Origin of the sequence: Streptomyces sp. ASQP_92 (genome assembly GCF_025399895.1) — a bacterium.
Lineage (GTDB): Bacteria > Actinomycetota > Actinomycetes > Streptomycetales > Streptomycetaceae > Streptomyces.
Map to the genome: position 1 here is coordinate 1 of NZ_JAODUA010000039.1, position 20062 is coordinate 20062.

Genomic DNA, 20062 nt, shown 5'->3' on the forward strand with positions numbered 1-20062 from the left:
CGTGGGAAGCCGGCCGCGCGGATCCGGCGTTCGGACCGTCGGCGGTCGCGGTCCTCGCACTCGGCCATGAGTAGTTCGGAGAGGAAGCCGCGGTAGGACAGGTGCTCGCGCTCGGCGCGGGCGACGGTGTCGGCGAACTGGGCCCGCATCGTCGGCAGCCTCAGGACCCGGCAGGCGGTGTCGATGGCGGCGTCGGAGGCGGGCTCGGTCAGGGTGTGGTGCGGGCCGGTCATCGCGATTCCCTTCCGGGGCGGTGCAGGAGCTGGTCCCAGCGTTCGAGGGCGAGCGGTGGGGCAGTTCAGGTTGGGCTCTTGGGCATCACGGGATGTTGCCGACTGCTGTCAGTACGAATACAGCGCGGTCAAGGCTGGAAGTCTGCGAGCCATCTCTTCACGGTCGTCAAAATTGAAGTCCCAGGCAGGGTCCAGGTCCGGGTACCGGATGGTGAAGGCACCGGCGGGGAGTTCCTGGCCGGTGGCCTTCTGGTGTGCGTTCCAGACGATGCTCAGCATGTCTTCGCAGTCGAGGTCGGTGCCCTCAGCCGCGGCAGTGCGGACGTGGGAGAGTTCGGCAAGTGTGTCGGGGGCTGCGAGGACGCGCTCGAATGTGGGACGTCCTTGTGCGATCAGCCAGCCTCGGAAGTAGTCGAAGCCGTCGTCCGAGCAGCCGCCGTTGATGACATAGGCGGCAGCCCACAGCCGGTTCTGGTAGGAGTCGGCCATGAGATCCCACAGGGTCTGCTGTGCCGCGGTGATCTCATGGACTGAGCGGCGAGCAAGCAAAGCGGAGGCACAGTCGGCGACATTGGAACCGTCCCTGGTGTCAGGTACGTGTTCACGGGCTTTCTCGATCAACATCCAGAAATGCTCCTTGTTCATGGCCGCGAGCATGCCACCACGTACTGACATTGGCTCCCGGCACGGTGCCTGTCAGAGGGCACGGCTACCGTGCTGGCGTGCCGAACTCATATACGACGTTGTGGACCAACGACTTGTGCCGAGAGCTTGAGCGGTCCGGCTATGCCGGTCAGCGACTGACGATGCTGTTCGGCGGGCCGCACCAGTCGCTGCCGAGCTTCCAGCGCGCGGGGGTGCAGCCTGGCGACCGCATCTACCCGGTGCGTGTGCACCGCACCCGCCTCCATGTGCTGGGGATGTTGGAGGTAGCTCACATCGTTCCCTACGAGGACGTCGGCTCGGTGCTTCCCGATGATGACTACGTGAAGTTGCTGGACTGGCGCCCGCTCAAGGCTGGATGTGTCACTGAAGTGCTTGTCGGACCGCCAGGTGCCCCGCTCACCTTCGGCACGGTCGTCCCCGGGGACCTTCTGGAGCGACTGACGTTCACATCTCGTCGTGGCGAGCGCCTGCTCAAGTACGTCGAGGACGGGCGGCTGATCCGCTCGGTGAGCCTCCAGGGCATCTACCGCCTCGCGGCCGACTCCGCTGAAGAGCTTGATCAGTTGGTTCGCCGCGACGGCCCGACTGGAGGAGCCGATGACGTTTGATGGAATCAAGGCGTCCTTCTGGAGCGGACACACCTACGGTGTTCAGCCGGCCTTGACCCAGGCGACCGTCGCCGACGCGGAGCGCGTCCTGGGGCTGCGACTCCCCGAATCACTGCTCGACCTTCTGCGTGTGCAAAACGGCGGCGCTGTCACGGCCGACCGGGATGCCTTTCCGACCCACCAGCCAACCTCGTGGAGCGAGGATCACATCCCGTTCACCGAGTTGATGGGGGATCGGCACCGGCGGGCACGGCTTGTCGCTGTTGGACACGCCGTACCTGGTGGAGGAGTGGGGACTGCCGTCTCCAGTCGTGCTGCTGTCCGGCGACGGTCACTACTGGATCGGTCTCGACTACCGGGCCTGCAGCGCGTTGGGGGAACCCTCGGTGACCTGGTTCGACACCGACTCCGGCGCGGAACTGCCGCTCGCGGCCGACTTCCGCGCATTCGTGGAGGGACTTCAGCCTCTCAGCCGGTTCGAGTGAGCGGCCGTGGAGCCGGTCGAACGCCTGGGTTTCGCATTCTGCGGCGGGAACGAAAGGCGCTGGTGGGGACGGCCTCCAGGTCTGCTGCGACAGCGCAGACAATGGCGCGGTGACGAGCATCAGCGGAGACCACGTGAAGGTTCATTTCCGCATGGAGGTGGATGAGGAGGGCTGGCCGCCGGCAAGCGTCGAGAGCTTGTGGGCAGTTGATCGCGGCGACGGCTCGGTGCGGTTGGACAACACGCCCTGGTTCGTACGTGGAGTCGCCAGCGGGGACATCATCCGCGTGGAACCCGACGAGGAAGGTGCTCGCTGGGCCGGGGAGACGGTTCGGGCCTCGGAGCACTCCACGATCAGGTTGATCGTGCTGAGGGACGGTGGTTCAGCTGCCGCCCGTCAGACCGTGCTGAAGGCCTTTCATCGCCTCGGCACCACCGGCGAGGGGATCGAGCAATTCAGGATGGTGGCTCTCGATGTCCCGCCCGATGCGGATCTTCCACGGATTCGGAAGCTCTTGGAACACGGCGAGGGTGAGGGATGGTGGCACTGGGAGGAAGGGTGCGTCACCACCGCTTGGCGATCCACGGCCACCGCCTGACCGTCGCGTTGGCAGTGAGCGTCCCCCTCGGATGCCATGCGCTCAACCTCTATTGCTGTCCGCCCATTCTCCGCTGTTCGACATGACGCACATGGCACCCAGTACGGACCGGAGCTGCGGAAGTTCCCAACAACACTCCCCGTAGCTTCTGGACGAGCCGACAGTTTGGCACCCGACCAGGAATTTGCCTACGGTAACCACGCCGGACTCCGAGCGAGGATACGGACGGCAGCGCGCAGGAACGCTCGCGTCCGTGGCGGACGCGGGAGTGGGGACCGTGCCGATGGTGATCCGCTGACGGTCCGCCGGTTCGAATGCCTCAGTGCCGAATGCCCTACGGTGACCCTCGCCGAACAGATACCGGGACTGACCAGCCCTCACGCCCGGCACACCCCAGTCCTGTGCAAGATGCTGGCCCGGCTCGCCGAGGCCTTGGCCGGCCGCGCCGGAGCCCGCCTGGCCCGACGGATGGGGATGCTGGTGGCCAAGGACACCCTGCTTCTACTCCTACGTGCCTCTGACCCGCAGGAACCCGGTTCGGGTCTTGGGAGTAGACGAGTTCGCCCTGTTCAAGGGCCACAACTACGCGACGATCCTGGTCGACCTCGAAGCCCGCCGACCCGTCGACGTCTTGCACGGCCGGGAGGCCGAGACGGTCGCCCGGTGGCTCGCAGAGCATCCGGAGGTGGAGGTCCTCTGCCGTGACCGGCCTCCGCCTACGCCGAGGCAGCCAGAGCGGCCGCTCCGCAAGCGGTCCAGATCGCAGACGTCCGGCACCTGTGGAACAACTTCGCCAAGGCCGTCGCAAGGACGCTGGCCAGCCACTATGCCTGCACCGCGCTGGTCACGAAGCCGCTGCGGAACCCGGGGAGGAGACCTCGGCGCCGCCGCCGGAGGGGACTCTCGACGTCAACGGGTGCCCGCGCCAGATCGTCGGCCGGATTCGTGAACGGCACCGCCGTGTCCACGAACTACTGGCCCAAGCCTGTTCACTTCGCGGCATCAGCCGCGACCTGGATCGAGAGGACCTACCACCGACGCCGCAGACAAGCCTCGCTCGGCCGATTGACCCGTCGCGTTCGAAATCGTCCTGACCCCACCGGCCCTCCGGGCCACGTGACCACACCTGTCACCCAACCCTGCATCAGCCCCCACCCGAGGGTGAGCGACGGCGTTACCTGGAGCTCGGTGGCAACTTGCTAGGCGTGCCAAGCCCTCAGTACGACCGTTTCATACGCAGTCTCCGCGAGGACGCAGCAGAATCTGCCACACGAAGTCCGGTCACCAGGGCAGAGCCGTGGCGACTGGTGAGCGGGCAGCACCGCGGCCGGGATGGGCTGCCCGGCACGTTGGCTGACCGGCCCGACAGGGCGGCACTGTCAGTCTGGTGCGTCGAGCCACAGGTGCTGTCCGTCGTGGTCGAAGGTCAGGCCGTAGCGTGTGGGGTGGGGCTGTCCGGCGGTCCGCCAGGTGGTGTAGGCCGTGACGATGTCGCTCCACAGGTTCGTGTGGCCCCAGCCGGTGACGGCGTCCTGGTCCCACCAGTTGGCGAACCGGACGATCGTGACGGACTCGCCGGTGTCGTCGCGAACCTGGGCCTGGCGGCTTCCATCGGCGTCCATCCTGATGTCGACGCTCAGGTGCGGGACGTACAGGCCGATGCAGAAGTCCTGCGCCCAGGCCCGATCGAGGACCTGGGCCGGGTCGATGGGCGAGGGTTGCAGGGTGTAGGTGTCCGCGTGCGGCATGGACAGGGCAGGACGCTGGGAGCGGGCCCACATGTAGGAGGCCGAGCCGACGAACCGGCCCGAGGCGGCGCCGCCCTGGACGTGGAGCTTGAGGAGCCCGCCGCCGGAATACAGCGTGTTGAACGGCGTCAGAATGATGCCGTCATCGGCTGTCTGTTCCCTCCATGCGTCGGGGATGCTGCGCAGGGACGCCGTGTTGATGATCCGGTCGTAGCGAGCATTCGGGGCGTAACCCGTAAGTCCGTCACCCGTGATGACGTCCGGCTCGTACCCGGCCTGCTTCAGGTTTTCGGCCCCCCACACTGCCAGGGCGGGGTCGATCTCGACCGTGGTCACCCGGTCGGCACCGACCCGTTCGCCCAGCAGCGCGGTGTGATACCCGGAGCCGGTACCAAGTTCAAGGACCCGGTGGTGCGGTTCGAGGCCCAGGTGGTTCAGCTTCTCGAAGACGATGTCGAGAGCGGAGATGCTGCTCGTGTAATCACCCCGGGCCGGGCCCTCCTGCGGGATGCGGCCGTCGTCGATCTGCGTGATCAGGGAACGATGGGTGTCCCACACCGCCCGCCGCCAGGAGTCGGCGTCGAGGGACCGGTCCACGACCGGAAGCAGGCCCTGTTCATCGGGGGCGAGGGCCCAGAACTGCGAAGGCGCGAAGCTCTCGCGGTCAACAGCGTCGAACGCGGCACGCAGCCATGACGACCGGAAGGCAGCCATGGCCTCGAGTTCCCTGCCCGCCACGGCACGGTAGTCCACCGGGTGACCCGCTACTTCCCGCCGCTGCCGTCAGGGGCTCGGCGGCGGCGTCCACGGCATGATGGGAGCAGGGTCGCCTTTGTGCTTGCTGTCGGGCACGGTCGCCTCCTTGCGGGCCGGGAACCGGCCGGGTGGACAGAGCCCCAGCGTGGCATCAGCCAGCAGCCGTGGGAAGGACACACACGCCGTCGCCCTCCAACGCGCCCCGCCCCCGGTCATCGCCTGCACAACCGGCCGCCGGATACGCCCTGTCGGGAAGAAGCCCGCAGCCCCTGCGTGACGGGGCATGCGCATCCGCTCCGAGGGCGTGAGGTTGTGTGGGGACAGCTTGCCGACTCGCCTGCTGCGAGTCGGGCTTCTTCAGTACCTCCAGGTCGGGCTGACGGAGCGTGGCGCTCAGGACAGGCCGTCGACGAGTTCGTCGCGACTGCTGACGCCCGTCTTGCGACAGATGGCCTTGAAGTGGTCGTTCACGGTGTGCGGGGACAGGCCGAGGCGGCGGGTAATGTGCTTGGCTGGCAGACCTTCAAGGGCCTGCTCGATGACGGCCTTTTCCCTGGAAGTGATCCGATACCAGGCCGAGACCGCCGACAGGAGCAGAGCGGCCGAAGCGGACTGGATGCTGATGGCTACATCCCCCTTCCCTTCACCGACGAGGCCCTGGGCGTGCAGCAAGATTCACTCCTGAGGCGTGGGGATTCGGGAGATAGTCGGCCCGGTGGCCGACTGGGCGAGGTGGGTCAAGTTCAGCTGAGTTCCGACGAATCTGGGTCGTCGGCTCCCGAAGACGTGGGAGAGAGCCCCAACTCGCGTGACCAGTCCTGGCCGGAGGGGGGCATCGACCTGATCCTGTCATCGGCGCCGATCACCGTGACGCCAGGTGGCAGCCTACGGCTGGCACGCCGCAGAGCCTTACTACTCACGAATTCTTTCAGAGCAACAAGGTGATCGCTCGATTGGAGAAAATCTTTGCGAAATGACACCACGAGAGAGATTGAGGATCTCGGGCTAAGAGTGGAATTCTCGGTTTCCGAGGGTGAAGATCCAGAATCCATCGATGACGTCGACGCCGTCATTACGGCGAAAGACGGGACGCGTTGGAGTGCTACGCTCATGACAATTGAGCGGATCACCACATTGATGGACCGTTGGTCTGGGACGGGTGAATCGCTCTCAGGGGCGTACTTTCAAGTACGAGATCTGGTGATTGTGCGAAGCGGCGGCCTCGATGCCATGGCTCTCGCGCTGGAGAACATTTTCCGGGAGTACGGCCTGACCACACACGTCTTGCCGCAACTGGACTGAAAGACAGTTCGTCAGCCGTCGAGTTCCGCGTCTTGCTGCGTGCCAGGCGCGGAACTACGAGAGGCGCCGCATCGGTGATCACGTAAGTGGGCAGGGTGTGTACGTGCTGGTCACCGAAAATCTTTAGGCCGCCTAGTCTGAGCGGCCTTGAAATGAACTCGGTGGCGGACAGGACCGGCACGCTGCGCCGCACCCCGGCGGTCGGCAGAGACACGGTGTCACCGTGACGTACGGCGAAGGGGTGCGGGTCGCCGCCAGAGATTACAGGGCCAGCCAGCCGGCCCGCCCCCTGTCGAGCTTGAACCCGTACAAGTTCTGCCTCAGCGGTTCGTAGGGAATCGGCTCGTCTCGGGAGACCAGCCCCAGGTGGACATAGGTCGGTCGCCGTGTTCAGTTCCGCCAGCAGCGGCAGGGCGACAGCTTCAAGGGACGCCAAGCGGATCATTGAGCGTTTCAGCGGTCCTGCTCCAGGGTGAGGAGGCCTTACGGGAGTCCTGTGGACGATCAAGTTTTTCCCCAGCTTGGGCGGTTGAGCGTCATGTAATTCGGCTGTGGCTAAGATCTTTTGATCAGGCCTGAGTCAGGCGGCGGGTGCTCGAGCCGTTCACCAGCTACCTGACCGAGCGGTTTACCGACGGTGTGACCAGCCCGACCGACCTTTTCCGAGAGATCCGCGAACGTGGCTACCAGGGCACCGATCTGCCCGTGCGACGCTATGTGGCTGGTCTCAGGGCCGGGACCGTCGAACCCGCCCGTGGTGCCGTCCCGAGTCCACGCAAGATCACCACCTGGATCATGCTGCCCCGTGGAGCCCTGAAGCCAGGCGAAGAGGACACGCTGCTGAACGTGCGGCTTGCGTGCCCCGACATTGCCCGAACCTGTGAGCTCGCCTGGACCTTCCATGACTTGCTCCAACGCCGGCGCGGTCTTCAGCTGTTGACGTGGGTACGCCAGGCCGAACACGATGCGCCGGCCCCCATTCTGTCCTTCGCGAAGGGTCTGTGCCTCGACCTCGTCGCCGTCACCGCTGGCCTCACCCTGCCCTGGAGCTCGGGCATCGTCGAGGGCAACGTCAATCGCATCAAAATGATCAAACGGCAGATGTACGGCCGTGCCTCGTTCCGTCTCCTCCACACCCGAATCCTGCTCCGGCATGAGTTGGGGATTCACGGAATCGCGGCCTGAACCAATATCGACGGCGCTCACACGTCGTCGAGAGCCTTGGAGTTCACCTGGACAGGTCGCGGGTGCCATGCCGGTGATCCTGTGCACCGGCTACGTAACGCAAACGCACCGGAGGGGAAGCCGCACCGGCTCGACACCGCAGAGCCAGCGGAGCGGAAGCGCGGGCGGAATCCGGCGTTCCGGCGCGACACACGCTGGCGTTCCGTTCCCCGTGACCTACTCCTGGAACGCGCTCGCGGTTATGAACTCGGGGATGTTGAGCCACCAGGTGGCCGCGGCGCGCACGGTCGCCGGGTACCGGGCGTCATCGGCGATCATCGCGAGCAGAGCGTGCTGCCCTGTGATGCCCAGGGCGTATATCAGGCCGTGCAGTACCCGCGCCGCTCCGTCACTGCGGGCGCGCCGCCAGGCGGTCGAGTAGCGGGCGATCTCCGTGCGCCAGAAAAGTTCGGAGCTCGCGCCGTCGAGATGCCCGATGACCCCGGCGGCCGACTCCGCCGCCCACGGCGACGCTCGGCCCGAAACGAGCCACTCAACCAGCGGCCGCTCCGCGGGGCCGCCCAGTTGCCTTAGCGCACCCAGGAAGGCATGGGTCAGCGCCTGACTGCTCAGGACCGCGGGGCGCCGCAGCTCCACCGCGATCGCCGCCGCCAGGTTCTGCCGGTAGGGCGTCACCGAGAGCATGGCTGTCGCGTACAGCCGGACGTCGAAACTCGGGTGGAACAGCATCTGGTCGACCATCAACGGCAGGGTGTGGTCCTCGAAGCCGGCCAGCTCCCGGGTCTGCGAAGCGAGGACCAGGTCCACGATCCGCCGGACCGAGAAAGCGGCGGTGGCCGCGGACGCCAGCCGCCCGTCCTCCACGATGCGCTGCAACAGTGGGTGCGTCGTCAGCATGAGACGCAGCCGTCCCGCGACCGGCTCCGCCGGATCGAGGAGGCGCAGCAGCTGGGCCGCCAGCAGCTGGGACTCCTCCGCAAGCGCCGGCTCGGTCAGCAGCTGCTCGACGTTGTTCCCGAGCCGCACAAGGTCCGGTTCCGAGAGATGGCGCTGCCGCACCTTGCGGAAGCAGGCCAGCAACGCCCCGTAGAGCACGCGGTCGTTGGTGGGATCGTCGAGCTGCGCGAGCACGTGGAGCGTCGCGTCCGGGTGCGCGGTGGTGTCCAGCACGCAGATCGGTTCAACGAAGATCTGACAGCTCCTGTCCCGGGCTAGCGTCGCACAGGCGGCGATCGCGGCGCGGCGCGCCATCGGATGGCCCAGCAACCGGTTGAACGCCTCGAACCGCTGTCGCCAGGCGTTGCTCGCGGAGATGATCGTCTCCGCGAGCAGCCGTTCGGCGAGGGCGTCCCAGCGGCTGCGCGGCACGAGCACGAGGTGCGGGTGGGCGCTGAGCAGCCGACACGTCTCGTCCCACTCGGACCCGGACACAAGGGCGGTGGAGCACACCCGGTCGATCAGGACCTCCAGGCGGTCCAGCTCCTGGTCGGCGTCCTGGTCGTTCCCGGTCGACCCGTGCCGGGGGGTCGGTCCCAGGGCGTCGACGCCGTAGTAGCGCATCGTCATCTCGACGGTGGACACGAGGGTGTTGCGCGGCAGCTCCAGCAGTTCCTCGTAGCGGCGCAGGACTGCCAGCGTCGGCGGTGAACCGCCGTTCTCCCAGCGGGAGATCCTGCTTGCGTCGACCGGCTTCGGCCAGGAGCCGCCGTGGAACGCCTCGGCGAAGGACGTCAACCGGAACCAGCGTCCGCCCCGGCCGTAGACACGGTTCACCCGCAGGAGCCAGCCGACCCGGTCCTTGGGGAGCACAGCTTCATTGCCTGCGCGCGGGGCTCGGGCGGACCCGTGCGGTCGGCCTCCGGAGGACCGGGACGACGACGCTGTGTCCATGGGGGCCATGGTAGGTCCGGCAGGCCACCCCGACGCCCGCTCTCCGGCGGGTTGTTGCGTTCGCGCTGGGACCGCGCAACAACCCGGTCCGCTCTGCGCGCACGTCCATAACGTCATAGGGACCGGCCGGTTCGCCGAGCGAACCGCAGGTCGTCCCCAGCGCCGCAGGTCCGTCACCGGACCCCACGGCGCGCCCTGGCTTCTGTTTCGGAGGTAGTCAACATGTTCACCCACGAGTTGCGGCTCAGCGCGCACAGCCGCCAGGCTCTCCACTCCCTCGTCGACGAGATCGACGCCGTTCCGCCGACCGAGGACGCGCTCTACGCCGCGATGCCGACGCTCGTCACCCGCCTCCCCGCCGAACTCGTCGAGAAAGTCCTGGCGTTCCGCGAGTCCAGGACCCACGACGCGCTCGTGGTGCGCGGCCTGCCACTGGGGGCGATGGCCGCGATGCCGACGCCCCCCGACGCCTACACCGCCTCTCGCGCAGTCCACGGGTTCGCCGCCGTGGGGATCGCCGCGCTCGGCCTCCTCGGCACCCCGTTCGCGTACCGGGGCCAGCAGAACGGCAGGCTCGTCAACAACATTTCACCGATGTCCACGACGGCCGGCATGTCCGATGTCGGCACCGGATCGCACCTGCCGTTCGACCTGCACAGCGAGGACGCGTTCATGTTGAACCCGCCGAGCTTCCTGCAACTGTCCTGTGTCCGGAACCCGTTACGCGTTCCCACGACCGTCAGCGGTCTCTACTCCGGGGATCTCGACGCCGGAACCTTTGATGAACTCCGCAAGCCGGAGTACCTGGTGCGGACGAACCCCGCACAGACCGGCTGGGACGAGGAGAGGCTGCGCCCCGGTCCGGTCGTGTGGGGCCACCGCGACAGGCCGCTGCTGCGGTACAACTCGAAGCGGACGGCGTCCACGACGGCCTCGCCCGGCGCCGCCGCGGCGCTCGACGTCCTGCGGAAGGTGCTCACCCGCAATGCCGAGGACGCCTACCTGTCGTCCGGCGACTTCCTGGCGATCAACAACTACCGCCTCTGCCACGCCAGGCGCTCGTTCAATGCCCGCTTCGACGGGTCCGACCGCTGGCTGCTGCGCACCGTCGCCTACCGCGACCCCTACGTCGTCGAGGACGGTATGCGTCATGACGGCTACCCTGTGTTGTCATGACGCTCAACGTGCCGGTCGCCGGTCCTGAAGAACTGCTCCGTTTCTCCTTCGTGCAAGGTGACGAAACGATCGAGTGCGTTTCGAGTGAACCGCGTCGACCCGCCAGCAGGACCGCTGTCCTGTTGCACGGTGCGGGCACCGCCTCGATGGAGCGGCTCCTGCCGCTGGCAGCCGATCTGGCCGCCGCCGGCGCCCGCACCGTGGCCCTGGACTTCGCCGGGCACGGGAGCAGTTCGGGTCGGCTCGACCAGCAGAGCCTGGAGAAACGGCACGCTCAGGCGGCCGAGCTGATCCGCCGGTTCGTGGACCCCGACGACGAACTCGTGCTGGTTGGATTCAGCATGAGCGGACAGACGGTGGCGGACCTGCTGGGCGATCTGGCGGACCGGGTGACCCACCTCTGCCTGTGCGCTCCGGCGGCCTATGCGGCCGACGCGTGGCGCGTCCCTTTCGGCGACGGCTTCACCGAGCGCATCCGCCGGCCCGGGAGCTGGCGGGAGAGTGAGGCGTTCGGAGCGTACGCCGCGTTCCGCGGGCGGTCCGTGCTGATGGTGCCCGGGCACGACGCGGTGATCCCCGAGGGGGTCACCGCGGGGCTGCGGGAGGCCCTGCGCGCGAGGGCCGACCTCACGGAGATCGTGCTGCACGGGGCGAGCCATCAGATCGGACTGGCCCTCGCACAGCGCGGCGACACCCGCCGGATGCTCGCCGCGCTGCTCACCTCCTGACTCGCGCGGCGCCGCCGGACAACGTCTGGCGGCCTGCGCAGCTCGTTCTGCGACCCACGGGACAACAAGCCTGCCGATAGGACAGTAGTGGTCGGGTAGCCGGAGACCATTGCTGATCCCCGGCCCCCTCAGAACCGGAGGGGCTGATGCAGGTTCGGGTGACAGGTTCGGTTACGCGGCCTGGAGGGCCGGTGTGGTCATGACGGTTTCGTATTCGGTGGGGTTCAGCCCATCGAGGGAGGCTTGTCTGCGGCGTCGGTGGCAGTTCCGCTCGATCCAGGTCACGATCGCGATCCGCAGTTCCTCGCGGGTGGCCCACGCCCGACGGTCGAGGACATCCTTCTGCGGCAGGCTGAAGAACGACTCCATGGCCGCGTTGTCGCCTGCCGCCCCGGCCCTCCCATCGAGCCGACGATCCCGGTGCCGGTCGAGCGCCTGGACGAACTTCCGTGACCGGAACTGGGTGAATTCAACCAGTCGTTGCAACACCGGGCTGTTGCAGCGAGCGTAGCTGTTCTTCGAAGACTTCGGCGGGTGTCCGCCAGCCGAGGGTCTTGCGGGGTCGGTTGTTGATCGCCATGGCGTCGGCTCCGAGGTCTGCGGAAGACCAGCGGGAGAGATCGGTGTTTTTCGAGAAGTACTGACGCAGCAGGCCGTTCGTGTTCTCGTTCGTCGGTCGTTGCCAGGGCGAGTGGGGATCGGCGAAGAACACCTTCGTCCCGGTATCGAGGGCGAACTGGGCGTGGCCGGAGAGTTCCTTTCCGCGGTCCCAGGTGAAAGTTTTGCGTAGCTGCTCGGGCAGCTGCGTCATTGAGGCGGTGAGCGCTGTGTTCATCGCGATCGCGCCGTAGCCCCCGAGCGAGAGGCCGTTCTTCACGGGACTCCTCGCACGACCAGCACGGGGTGGGTCCTCGAGGTCATGGTCGCCGCAGCCCCGGCAGCCCCGGCCACGCGGGAGGAGCAGCGCAGGTTGCTGCGGTCCATGGCCTCCTACGACCCCGCCTCCGGTACGTGGTGGGCGCGCATCGGAGCTCTCAATCCGCGTGCAGTGGAGATCCTGCAGATGCTTTACGTCGCTGCTCGGCGGTTCGGTACCGAGGTGCGCCTGGACATCACTTCCGTACCGGCCACCTGGAATGGGGACAGCTCCACCGGCGCCGGCGAACTGGCCGCACTCGCCGTGGTCCACACCGACCGGACATGGCCGCTGGGTCAACTCCGCATCGACTGAACCTGGCCCTGCTCGTGAAGGGGGGAGCGTCATTTAAGGGCGTGCGATATTCGGGGGGCTTCCGCGCCGGCGAACCGTAGGGTTGGCGCGCGAAGACAGCCGGCAGCGGGGGGAGAGACGCATGCAGTCCGGGGAACATGTCGGGTGGGGGCGGGACTTCCCGGTCCGGTATCTCCTGGTGGGGGAGGACAACGGCGATCAGGAGGAGGGCGTGCTGTGGGGGCGGTGCGTGGAGGCTGAGGGCCTGTTCATGGACGCGCCTCCGCTGCCGCGCGAGGTCCTGACGCTGCGCGGCTGCCCGCGCGAGAGCCTGCTGGTCCAGGCCGTGGCGGCCGGCGCCGAACCGGTGCGGCTGCTGGGGGACGGAATGCTCTCGATCGAACCTGTGGATCCCTCGAACGACGGGCCGTCCTGCTTCTGGGACCTGGAGGACACGGCTGTCTTGGCGCAGTGGCCCACGCCGGGCGATTCCGGGCGCGTGGACATCGTCGTGGGCACCGGCGTCAGGGAGGATGACTTTGCGGGCGGCCGGCGGCTGCCTTCGAGTCCGCGGTTCGACCTGTGGTTCCCCTCGATCCGGGGGGACAGCTCATCGGGCGGTTGCCGTTCCATTGACGGCCTGTTCACCCCGCGTCGGCAGCGACGGGGTGAGCCCGTGCACCTGATCGGCTGCGAGCCCGCGGCACCACTTCTGGCCCTGCTGTGCCATCCCCAGCCGCAGACGGGTGCTTCGATCGCGCTCTGGCGTCTCGACCGTCACGGCCGCACGATGACCACGTACCGCCTTGACCTGCACAGCGTCGAAGCCCGCCCATCCGTCCTCGGCGGAGCCCTGATCGACATCACCCTCACGAGCCCCGGCGACGACCGCCCCACCCTGGCCGCCCGCCCCGTCTGGGAGATCTGGTCCGAGGGGGTTCCCTCCCTGCCCAACCTGTGGGCGCAGTTCGACGCCAAGGGCCGGTCCGAGTGGCTGAACCTCACCCGCATCGGCCCGTACGGGCCGGACGGCCACTCCGGCGGGACGTACGACTTGGACGGGCAGCACGTCACCGACAAGGCCGGCATGCTGCTGGCGCTCGGCGAAGCCCTGCTCGGCCCCGGCGCTAACTACGGGAGATGCCTGGACTCGGTACGGGACTGCCTGTGCGGCGGGCCCTCCGTCATCCCTCCGTTCACCCTGGTGTGGCACCACGCCGACATCGCCCGCCACGCCCTCGCCGGACACGTCCTGCACCACCTCGGCGGCCTGTCCTACTTCGAGGCGACCGTAAACCTCCTACGCCAGTACGGCGTCACCGTCGAGCTCCAGTGAGAGAAAAGCGGGCATTCCCGGAACCCCGATACCGCTTGTCAAGGTGAGTTGTGGTCCGCACCAGCACGAGGCGACAGCGCGCGTCGCCACACTCGCGACCGTGACAGGCCTGAAGATCCCCAGGCCTTCCTCCCAGAACCTCCCCAGGCGGCCGTTGGCAGATGACGGCGGTACTGCCGCGTGTGGTTCCCGCTCGTGCGGTGGGCGCTCGCCCCGTGTGCGACGTGGCAGGCGCGCCGCTTGGCCGCGGGTTTCGGCGAGGGGATGGACGCCCGAACCGTATGGGCGATGGCACGCCGTCACCCGGACGAGCGCGGCTACGCCGTGGGCTATCTGAACGAAGGGCACAGGGCCGCAGACTGAGCAGAATTCAGGCGCCATCCTTTGCCTGTCGGCGCCGCGGCCGGGCGTTTTCTGCATCACGCGGCCTGGCCAGCCTGGCGGTCGCACAGACTAGCCGGTGGTCTACCGGCAGTTGTTGATTTGGGTGTGGGATGGCGGTAGCAGGGTTGGTGGGGGCGGCGGCGATGACCGCTCGTCGTGCGTGTCCGCCGGCGCCCGGACCGCTGGAGGACTCGCCGCGTGTTTCGACGAACTGTTCGCCGGGGGTCCTCTACCGCGCTCGGTTACGTCCACCCCGTATCGTTTCTACTCAACGCCCCACCAGGGCATTCGCTCCCAAGAGCCTGGCGTGAGGCAAAGGCCTGGGGGGCCAACCGGGTAGTAGCCGCCCTTGGCTGGTATGTCCGATTCACTCTTCCTCGGCACGGAAAGCTTGCTTCGGGGACGGAGCCGACACACTGTCAGGCCCGTCCTGGTCCTGCTGGCTTGGTGGGTGGGAGGCAGGATCAGGTACGGATTCGGTGAGTGATCTCGTCAACTCGCGTTGAGGTAGATCGGCGGTGACGACCGGAGCGGCGGAAGGTTCTGATCGAGTTCACCGGTGCCTCGGGGTAGATGGCGGTCTTGCCTCCAGGCCGTGCGCGAAAGTGTGGAGTTCCCGGGGGCCTCACCGCTAATGGTGATGCAGTCCTTGAGGTGCTGGCTGGAGCGGGTGGTGAGGATCTCGGCGAGTGCACGGACATGACTGTTGAGGGCGATCGGCTCGGGGCGGTGGGCAAGGAGTTTGATCCCCAGGTGCTCGGGGTGCCGCGTCATCCAGCCGGTGACCTGTCGGCACCGGGCGGTGTGGGAGTCACCACGCGACTTCGGCGACGCGTCTCGGCCGCAGGGAGTCGCTGATCGGCCGGTAACCGCTCTGGGAGCCGAAGGCCCGAAGCTCGGCGTGTAGATGGACCGCGGTGGTGAAGTTTTGTGTCCAGCGTTGGTCCGGGCGGGCCTTGCAGGGGGGCGAGTTGGTTGCGGCGGGGCTGGCTGCCGCCCGCTCGGTAGTTCTTCAGGAGCTGTGGCCTGGGCTGTGCGGCGGACGGTGTTCCCGTCCACGTGGATTTTCCGGGCGATCTCACGGATGCCGTGCCCTTGAGCCAGGACACGGTGGATGGTCGCTTGGCGCTCGCGGATGCGGGCCTTCGTGCCTGGTCCGGCAACGGGGAACGTTTGTCGTTGACCGGCCCCGCGGTGAGGTCCGCCCCGAGCCGTGGACGGTCATCGAGATCGCCGGCCGTGCTTGCTCAGCTTGATTGCTCAGACGGACCCGCGCTGACCTGCGGTCGAGCACCACGACCGAGGGACCGCCGGATAGCCGGCCGGCGCCATGGGCCATGGCCGCCTTCCCTAACCTGGTGATCGCCCTGGTCGCCGTGACGGGCTGGGCCACCCCCGCCTCCGGTGACGTCAGCATCGCAGCGCGCTGGTACGCACCGCGCAGCGGAGGTTTCAACTTGCGAGACACGTCGCAACTCAATCCGACCCCCTCAGCGCAGGCCAACCGGTTCCTGTACGGGAACGGCGGTCCGCTGAACGAGACAGACCGTCAGCGGGCACTGGCCCGGCCCGGTCTGGTGTGCCGCAGGCGTTGTGGAGGCTCTGGGGTGGTCAACCGCCGGAGTGTTCGGGACACTTGCAGTAGGCGGCTTCAGCTGCGAGTCGTGGCACAGCTCCTCATCGTCATCCGAGACGCCTACTTTCGCGGGCAGTTGTCCGGGGGGCAGGTGGAACTAGGCAGGTAGCCTCGCCTCCTCTGTTCCGCCCCAAGCAGCTGCTTCCGCGCCGCCGCCGATAACGCGCAGCCCGATAACGGGGCAGCGGAGCGTGCGGGGCTTGGTGCTCATATGGTTGTGGCCGGGGCGGGTGGTGCTGGTTTCAGAGTGCGGGGCCCTGGGTGGTGTTGAGGATGTTGTCAATGAGGTCGGCGGCGCGAGAGGTGCCGCCCTCGGCGCGGGCGGCGGCCTGCAACTGCCTTGACCGGTCGGCACGTTCGGGATCCTTGAGCAAGTCGTCCAGCGCCGCGCGAAGGGATTCGGCGGTGGCGTCAGCGGTGTCCACGCGGCGCGCGACGCCGAGTTCCACGAGCCGGTCCGCGTTCATGAATTGCTCGGCTCCCTGTGGCACCGCGATCATGGGAACCCCCGCGAGGAGCCCTTCGCCGCAGCCGCCCATGCCGGCGTGGGTGAGGAAGGCGTCGGCCTGTTCCAGGATCGCCCGCTGCGGGACCCAGGAGCGCACGTCGATGTTGGGTGGGATGGTGCCGAGTTCGGCGGGGTCGGTGTATCGGCCGATCTGGAGGACGACGTGCCCTCCGGGCAGGTCGCCGAAGGCGGCGATGCACTGGCGGTAGAACGCGGGCTGGCGCGTGTATGCCGAACCGAGCGAGATGAGCAGTACGTGGTCCGCGCCGGCCGGGCGGGTCCAGCCGTCTGTGTCGGTTCGGGTGTCGAAGCAGGGGCCGACGAAGGTCACCGTCTGGGTGTCGACCCGATCGGCGTGCGGCTGCATTGCTCTGGGGATGAGGGCCAGGGTCCGGGCGGGCGGGCCGCAGAACGCGTCCACGTCCGTGGTGGTCGCCCCGCAGTCGGCGAGCCACCGCGCGAACTTGTCCCGGTAAGCGTCGGCACCCGGCAACTGCCATAGCTGCGCGGTGACTTCCTCCTGGTAGCCGTCCCAGGCGACGAACGTCGGAGACAGCTGCACGAGGGGACGGCCCTGTGCTTCGGCGAGGGCTCGCGCGGCATAGGCACCGATGTCGTAGAGGTACAGGTCGGCCGGATCGTTGTCGTAGGCGGCGTGCAGTTGCGGGAGTGCCTGGACGGCGTCGTCGAGGAAGAGACTCGCCGCGGCGATGGGGTCGGCGGGCCAGTCGTTGTCGGCGACGGGCAGCGTGGAGGTGCAGGGCACGAGCTCCGCTCCGGCCGATTCGATCCGGTCGGCCACGAACGGGTCGTTGGCGTAGGTGACCCGATGCCCGCGGGCCACCAGTTCGCGGATGAGCGCGAGGCTGGGCAGGACGTGGCTGACGATGGGGACGCCGACCATCGCGATATGGGCGCGGCGACGGGACATGGGCGATCACTCGTTTCTGGCGCGGGTCGATTTCCGGCGGTGTGGCGGGAGTTCGGTGTCAGTGCTGGTCGATCTGCGCGGCGGCCTCCTCCAGTTCGGTGACGGTCCCCGACATGATCGTCCGTACATGTTTGGTGATGTGCTGCACGGGCCAGTCCCACCACGCCACCGCGAGGAGCCGGGCGGTGTCCGTGGCGTCGTAGCGGGTGCGGATGAGCCGGGCCGGGTTGCCGCCGACGATGCCGTAGTCGGGGACGTCCGTGGTGACCACGGCGCCGGCGGCGATGATGGCGCCGTGGCCGATGCGTACACCGGGCATGACCGTGGCGCCGTGGCCGAACCACACGTCGTTGCCGACGACTGTGTCGCCCCGGCCGGGCAGGCCGGTGATCAGGTCGAAGTGCTCCGCCCACGAGCCGCCCATGGTGGGGAACGGGAAGGTGGACGGGCCGTCCATGCGGTGGTTGGCGCCGTTCATGATGAACCGGGTGCCTGTTCCCAGCGCGCAGTACTTGCCGATGACCAGCCGCTCGGGACCGTAGTGGTACAGGACGTTGCGTGTCTCGAACGCGGTCGGGTCGTCCGGATCGTCGTAGTAGGAGAAGTCACCGACGTCGATCAGAGGTGATTTCACCAGCGGCTTGAGCAGAACTACACGCGGATGCTCGGGCATGGGGTGCAGCACGGCGGGGTCGGCAGGGATGAGTGGCATGTGGGCGGTTCCTCTCGGATGGACCGGGGGCGTCGTACGGGTGGATGTGGGGGAGCTGTTCCGTTGGAGCAGGCCGCGACGGGACACCTCGCGAGCAGGGGGAGCGCCGGGGGTCAACTACCAACGCTGGGTGCCTTGTTGAGGGTCATGGCCGCGTCCGGCTCGGTGACGCTATGCGGCGCCGTGGAGCCCTCCGCGGGCTTGGACCTGGCCAGCCACAGGCCGGTGAGGACGGCGGTTGCCAAAGTGACGGCGCCGGAGGCGAGGAAGGCGCTGTTGAGGCCGGCCTCGAAGGAGGCGCCGTGGGACTGCCGGGAGCGGACGACGGCCCCGAGCACCGCCACGCCGAGCACCGCGCCGATCTGCCGGGTGGTGCTGCTGACGCCCGAGGCGAGGCCACCCTCCTGTGGGCCGACTGCCTGGATGGCGGCGCCTGTCAGCGGGGACAAGGTCAGGGCGAAACCGATGCCGGCGAGTCCCAGCCGCCACCACACGTTGGCGTAGCCGGTGTCGGCGTGCACCGTGCCGAGTGTCATCAGTCCCAGGCCGGCCAGGGCCAGGCCCGTGCTGACCACGACGCGGAATCCGTACCGGGCGGCGAGCCGGCCCGCGTACGGGCTGACGATCACCATGGCGAGGGACAACGGCAGGGTCTGAAGGCCGGCCCGCAGGATCGAACTGCCCTGGACGTACACGAAGAACTGGGAGAAGAAGAACGACGAACCCATGAGCGTGAACCCCACCACGACCATGGCGGTGTTGGACACGGTGAACAGGCGCTGCCGGAAAAGACCCAGCGGCAGCATCGGCGCGGACCGGCGCGCCTCGACGGCGATGAAGGTGCCGAGGAGGATCACCGCGGCGGCGAAGGCGGCCAGGATCACCGGTGATGTCCAGCCGCGGGCACCGCCCTCGATCAGCCCGTAGGTCAGCGCCCCCACCCCCAGGACGGACACCGCCGTACCGGGGATGTCGATCGCAGGGGCGCCCGGATTGCGGGACTCGGCGAGGGGGCGCAGCCCGACCAGCAGAAGGGCCACGCCGCTGGGCACGTTGACCAGGAAGATGGCGGGCCAGCCGAAGGCTTCTGTCAGCACGCCGCCGACCACGGGGCCTGCGGCCAGACCGATTCCGCTGCACCCGGCCCACAGCCCGATCGCCTTGACGCGTTCACGTGGCACGGGGTGGGCGGCGGCGAGCAGGGCCAGCGACGCAGGGCTCAGCGCCGCGGCCCCGATGCCCTGGAGCACCCGGCCGGCGACCAGCCAGCCGAGCGAAGGCGCGAGGCTGCACAGCGCCGACGCGACGGTGAACAAGGCAACGCCGGTCAGGTACACCCGCTTGCGGCCGAAGCGGTCGGCGAAGATACCGCCGGACAGCAGCAGCATGGCGACGAGCAGTACGTACGCGTCGACGATCCATTGCAGACCGATCAATTGAGTGTGCAGCCGGTGCTGCATGTCGGGCAGCGCCGCTCCCACGATCGTGTTGTCGAGCAGAACCATGAACTGGCCGAGACAGGTCACCCCGAGCACCACCCCCCGGTTTGATCGACTGCCTGAGGCCGCATGCGATGCAGCGATGGGAATTCCTCTCCATCGTCGGTGCTCCGGCCATGGGTGAAGCGTGGAGGCCGGTACACCTGGATTCTCCTAATGCAGTCGTCGACTGCGTTAGGAGACTATAGGGAGGGTTGACTCACAAACGCAAGACTCGACTGCGTTAAGGTGGTGGCATGAGTGAGCGACAGCCAGTCCGGCGGCCCGGCGGGCGCAGCGCCCGCGTCGCCGCGGAGGTGCATCGAGCCGTCACCGAGCTGATCAGCGAGCGCGGCTACGGCAACTTCACCGTCGGCGATGTCGCGGCCCGCGCGGGCGTGGCCGACAGCAGCATCTACCGCCGGTGGGGCGATCTGGAAACCCTGCTCGGCGAAGTGGCGCTGGCCCGCCTCAACGCGCGGTCACCGATGC

At 67.9% G+C, this 20062-nt stretch carries 21 protein-coding genes and 2 pseudogenes; 11 read left to right on the forward strand and 12 right to left on the reverse strand.

All coding sequences use genetic code 11. From position 1 onward, the window contains the following. Together N4G70_RS36145 and N4G70_RS36150 are read right to left on the reverse strand one after the other, a co-directional pair. A partial coding sequence (locus N4G70_RS36145) for an ATP-binding protein (protein ID WP_261717027.1) occupies window positions 1-233 on the reverse strand: 233 nt, incomplete at its 3' end. 108 nt (window positions 234-341) lie between these two features. Continuing rightward, window positions 342-878 (reverse strand): DUF4240 domain-containing protein, encoded by a 537-nt coding sequence (locus N4G70_RS36150; protein WP_261717028.1) that lies wholly within the window; start codon window positions 876-878, stop codon window positions 342-344. Window positions 879-955: 77 nt separating this feature from the next. Here N4G70_RS36150 and N4G70_RS36155 point away from each other — a divergent pair, with 77 nt between their 5' ends. Then, on the forward strand, window positions 956-1507 hold the full coding sequence (locus N4G70_RS36155) for a hypothetical protein (protein WP_261717029.1): 552 nt from the start codon (window positions 956-958) through the stop codon (window positions 1505-1507). A gap of 109 nt (window positions 1508-1616) precedes the next feature. Here N4G70_RS36155 and N4G70_RS36160 read toward each other — a convergent pair whose 3' ends face one another. Then, entirely contained in the window at window positions 1617-1778 is a 162-nt protein-coding gene (locus N4G70_RS36160) for a hypothetical protein (RefSeq protein ID WP_261717030.1), read from the reverse strand. On the opposite strand from N4G70_RS36160, the gene N4G70_RS36165 reads away from it, so the two are divergent. The 3 genes from N4G70_RS36165 (at window position 1771) to N4G70_RS37305 (ending at window position 3539) form a co-directional block, all read left to right on the forward strand. After that, complete coding sequence (locus N4G70_RS36165) at window positions 1771-1992, forward strand: hypothetical protein (RefSeq protein WP_261717031.1); 222 nt, start codon at window positions 1771-1773, stop codon at window positions 1990-1992. The two genes, N4G70_RS36160 and N4G70_RS36165, sit on opposite strands and share 8 nt — an antisense overlap. Window positions 1993-2101: 109 nt before the next feature. Then, complete coding sequence (locus N4G70_RS36170) at window positions 2102-2590, forward strand: DUF4265 domain-containing protein (protein ID WP_261717032.1); 489 nt, start codon at window positions 2102-2104, stop codon at window positions 2588-2590. Between the two features lie 511 nt (window positions 2591-3101). After that, the gene (locus N4G70_RS37305; protein WP_399038062.1) at window positions 3102-3539 is read left to right on the forward strand and encodes a transposase; all 438 of its coding nucleotides are present in this window, start codon (window positions 3102-3104) and stop codon (window positions 3537-3539) included. Between the two features lie 430 nt (window positions 3540-3969). Here the strand turns inward: N4G70_RS37305 and N4G70_RS36175 are convergent, their stop codons facing one another. Together N4G70_RS36175 and N4G70_RS36180 are read right to left on the reverse strand one after the other, a co-directional pair. After that, window positions 3970-5052, reverse strand: coding sequence for a methyltransferase domain-containing protein (locus N4G70_RS36175; RefSeq protein WP_261717033.1), 1083 nt, complete (start codon window positions 5050-5052; stop codon window positions 3970-3972). A 435-nt stretch (window positions 5053-5487) separates the two neighbouring features. Continuing rightward, window positions 5488-5766 carry a helix-turn-helix transcriptional regulator gene (locus N4G70_RS36180; RefSeq protein WP_261717034.1) on the reverse strand — a complete coding sequence of 93 codons (279 nt, stop codon included), beginning with the start codon at window positions 5764-5766 and terminating at the stop codon, window positions 5488-5490. Window positions 5767-6105: 339 nt separating this feature from the next. Here N4G70_RS36180 and N4G70_RS36185 point away from each other — a divergent pair, with 339 nt between their 5' ends. Further along, entirely contained in the window at window positions 6106-6396 is a 291-nt protein-coding gene (locus N4G70_RS36185) for a hypothetical protein (RefSeq protein ID WP_261717035.1), read from the forward strand. 591 nt (window positions 6397-6987) lie between these two features. Then, complete coding sequence (locus N4G70_RS36190; protein ID WP_261717036.1) at window positions 6988-7581, forward strand: transposase; 594 nt, start codon at window positions 6988-6990, stop codon at window positions 7579-7581. Between the two features lie 216 nt (window positions 7582-7797). Here N4G70_RS36190 and N4G70_RS36195 read toward each other — a convergent pair whose 3' ends face one another. After that, window positions 7798-9390 (reverse strand): helix-turn-helix transcriptional regulator, encoded by a 1593-nt coding sequence (locus N4G70_RS36195; protein WP_261717037.1) that lies wholly within the window; start codon window positions 9388-9390, stop codon window positions 7798-7800. A 303-nt stretch (window positions 9391-9693) separates the two neighbouring features. Between N4G70_RS36195 and N4G70_RS36200 the strand changes: the two genes are divergently transcribed. Continuing rightward, the gene (locus tag N4G70_RS36200; RefSeq protein ID WP_261717038.1) at window positions 9694-10647 is read left to right on the forward strand and encodes a TauD/TfdA family dioxygenase; all 954 of its coding nucleotides are present in this window, start codon (window positions 9694-9696) and stop codon (window positions 10645-10647) included. After that, complete coding sequence (locus N4G70_RS36205) at window positions 10644-11375, forward strand: alpha/beta hydrolase (RefSeq protein WP_261717039.1); 732 nt, start codon at window positions 10644-10646, stop codon at window positions 11373-11375. The genes N4G70_RS36200 and N4G70_RS36205 overlap by 4 nt, the downstream gene beginning before the upstream one ends. A 171-nt stretch (window positions 11376-11546) precedes the next feature. On the opposite strand, the pseudogene N4G70_RS36210 reads toward N4G70_RS36205, so the two are convergent. Next, window positions 11547-11840: pseudogene (locus N4G70_RS36210) on the reverse strand (IS3 family transposase); the annotation flags it as partial. 4 nt (window positions 11841-11844) lie between these two features. Beyond that, window positions 11845-12255: pseudogene (locus N4G70_RS36215) on the reverse strand (IS30 family transposase); the annotation flags it as partial. 39 nt (window positions 12256-12294) lie between these two features. Here N4G70_RS36215 and N4G70_RS36220 point away from each other — a divergent pair. Together N4G70_RS36220 and N4G70_RS36225 are read left to right on the forward strand one after the other, a co-directional pair. Beyond that, entirely contained in the window at window positions 12295-12606 is a 312-nt protein-coding gene (locus N4G70_RS36220) for a hypothetical protein (RefSeq protein ID WP_261717046.1), read from the forward strand. A 121-nt stretch (window positions 12607-12727) separates the two neighbouring features. Continuing rightward, window positions 12728-13921, forward strand: coding sequence for a barstar family protein (locus tag N4G70_RS36225; protein WP_261717040.1), 1194 nt, complete (start codon window positions 12728-12730; stop codon window positions 13919-13921). Window positions 13922-14797: 876 nt separating this feature from the next. Here the strand turns inward: N4G70_RS36225 and N4G70_RS36230 are convergent. From N4G70_RS36230 to N4G70_RS36245, 4 genes are all read right to left on the reverse strand, one after another. Continuing rightward, complete coding sequence (locus tag N4G70_RS36230; protein WP_261717041.1) at window positions 14798-15079, reverse strand: hypothetical protein; 282 nt, start codon at window positions 15077-15079, stop codon at window positions 14798-14800. Window positions 15080-16183: 1104 nt separating this feature from the next. After that, window positions 16184-17380 carry a macrolide family glycosyltransferase gene (locus N4G70_RS36235; RefSeq protein WP_261717042.1) on the reverse strand — a complete coding sequence of 399 codons (1197 nt, stop codon included), beginning with the start codon at window positions 17378-17380 and terminating at the stop codon, window positions 16184-16186. 58 nt (window positions 17381-17438) lie between these two features. Beyond that, window positions 17439-18092 carry a CatB-related O-acetyltransferase gene (locus tag N4G70_RS36240; RefSeq protein ID WP_261717043.1) on the reverse strand — a complete coding sequence of 218 codons (654 nt, stop codon included), beginning with the start codon at window positions 18090-18092 and terminating at the stop codon, window positions 17439-17441. A gap of 113 nt (window positions 18093-18205) precedes the next feature. Next, entirely contained in the window at window positions 18206-19675 is a 1470-nt protein-coding gene (locus N4G70_RS36245) for an MFS transporter (protein ID WP_261717045.1), read from the reverse strand. A gap of 152 nt (window positions 19676-19827) precedes the next feature. Between N4G70_RS36245 and N4G70_RS36250 the strand changes: the two genes are divergently transcribed. Beyond that, the coding region (locus tag N4G70_RS36250) for a helix-turn-helix domain-containing protein (RefSeq protein ID WP_261717044.1) at window positions 19828-20062 on the forward strand (235 nt) is incomplete at its 3' end.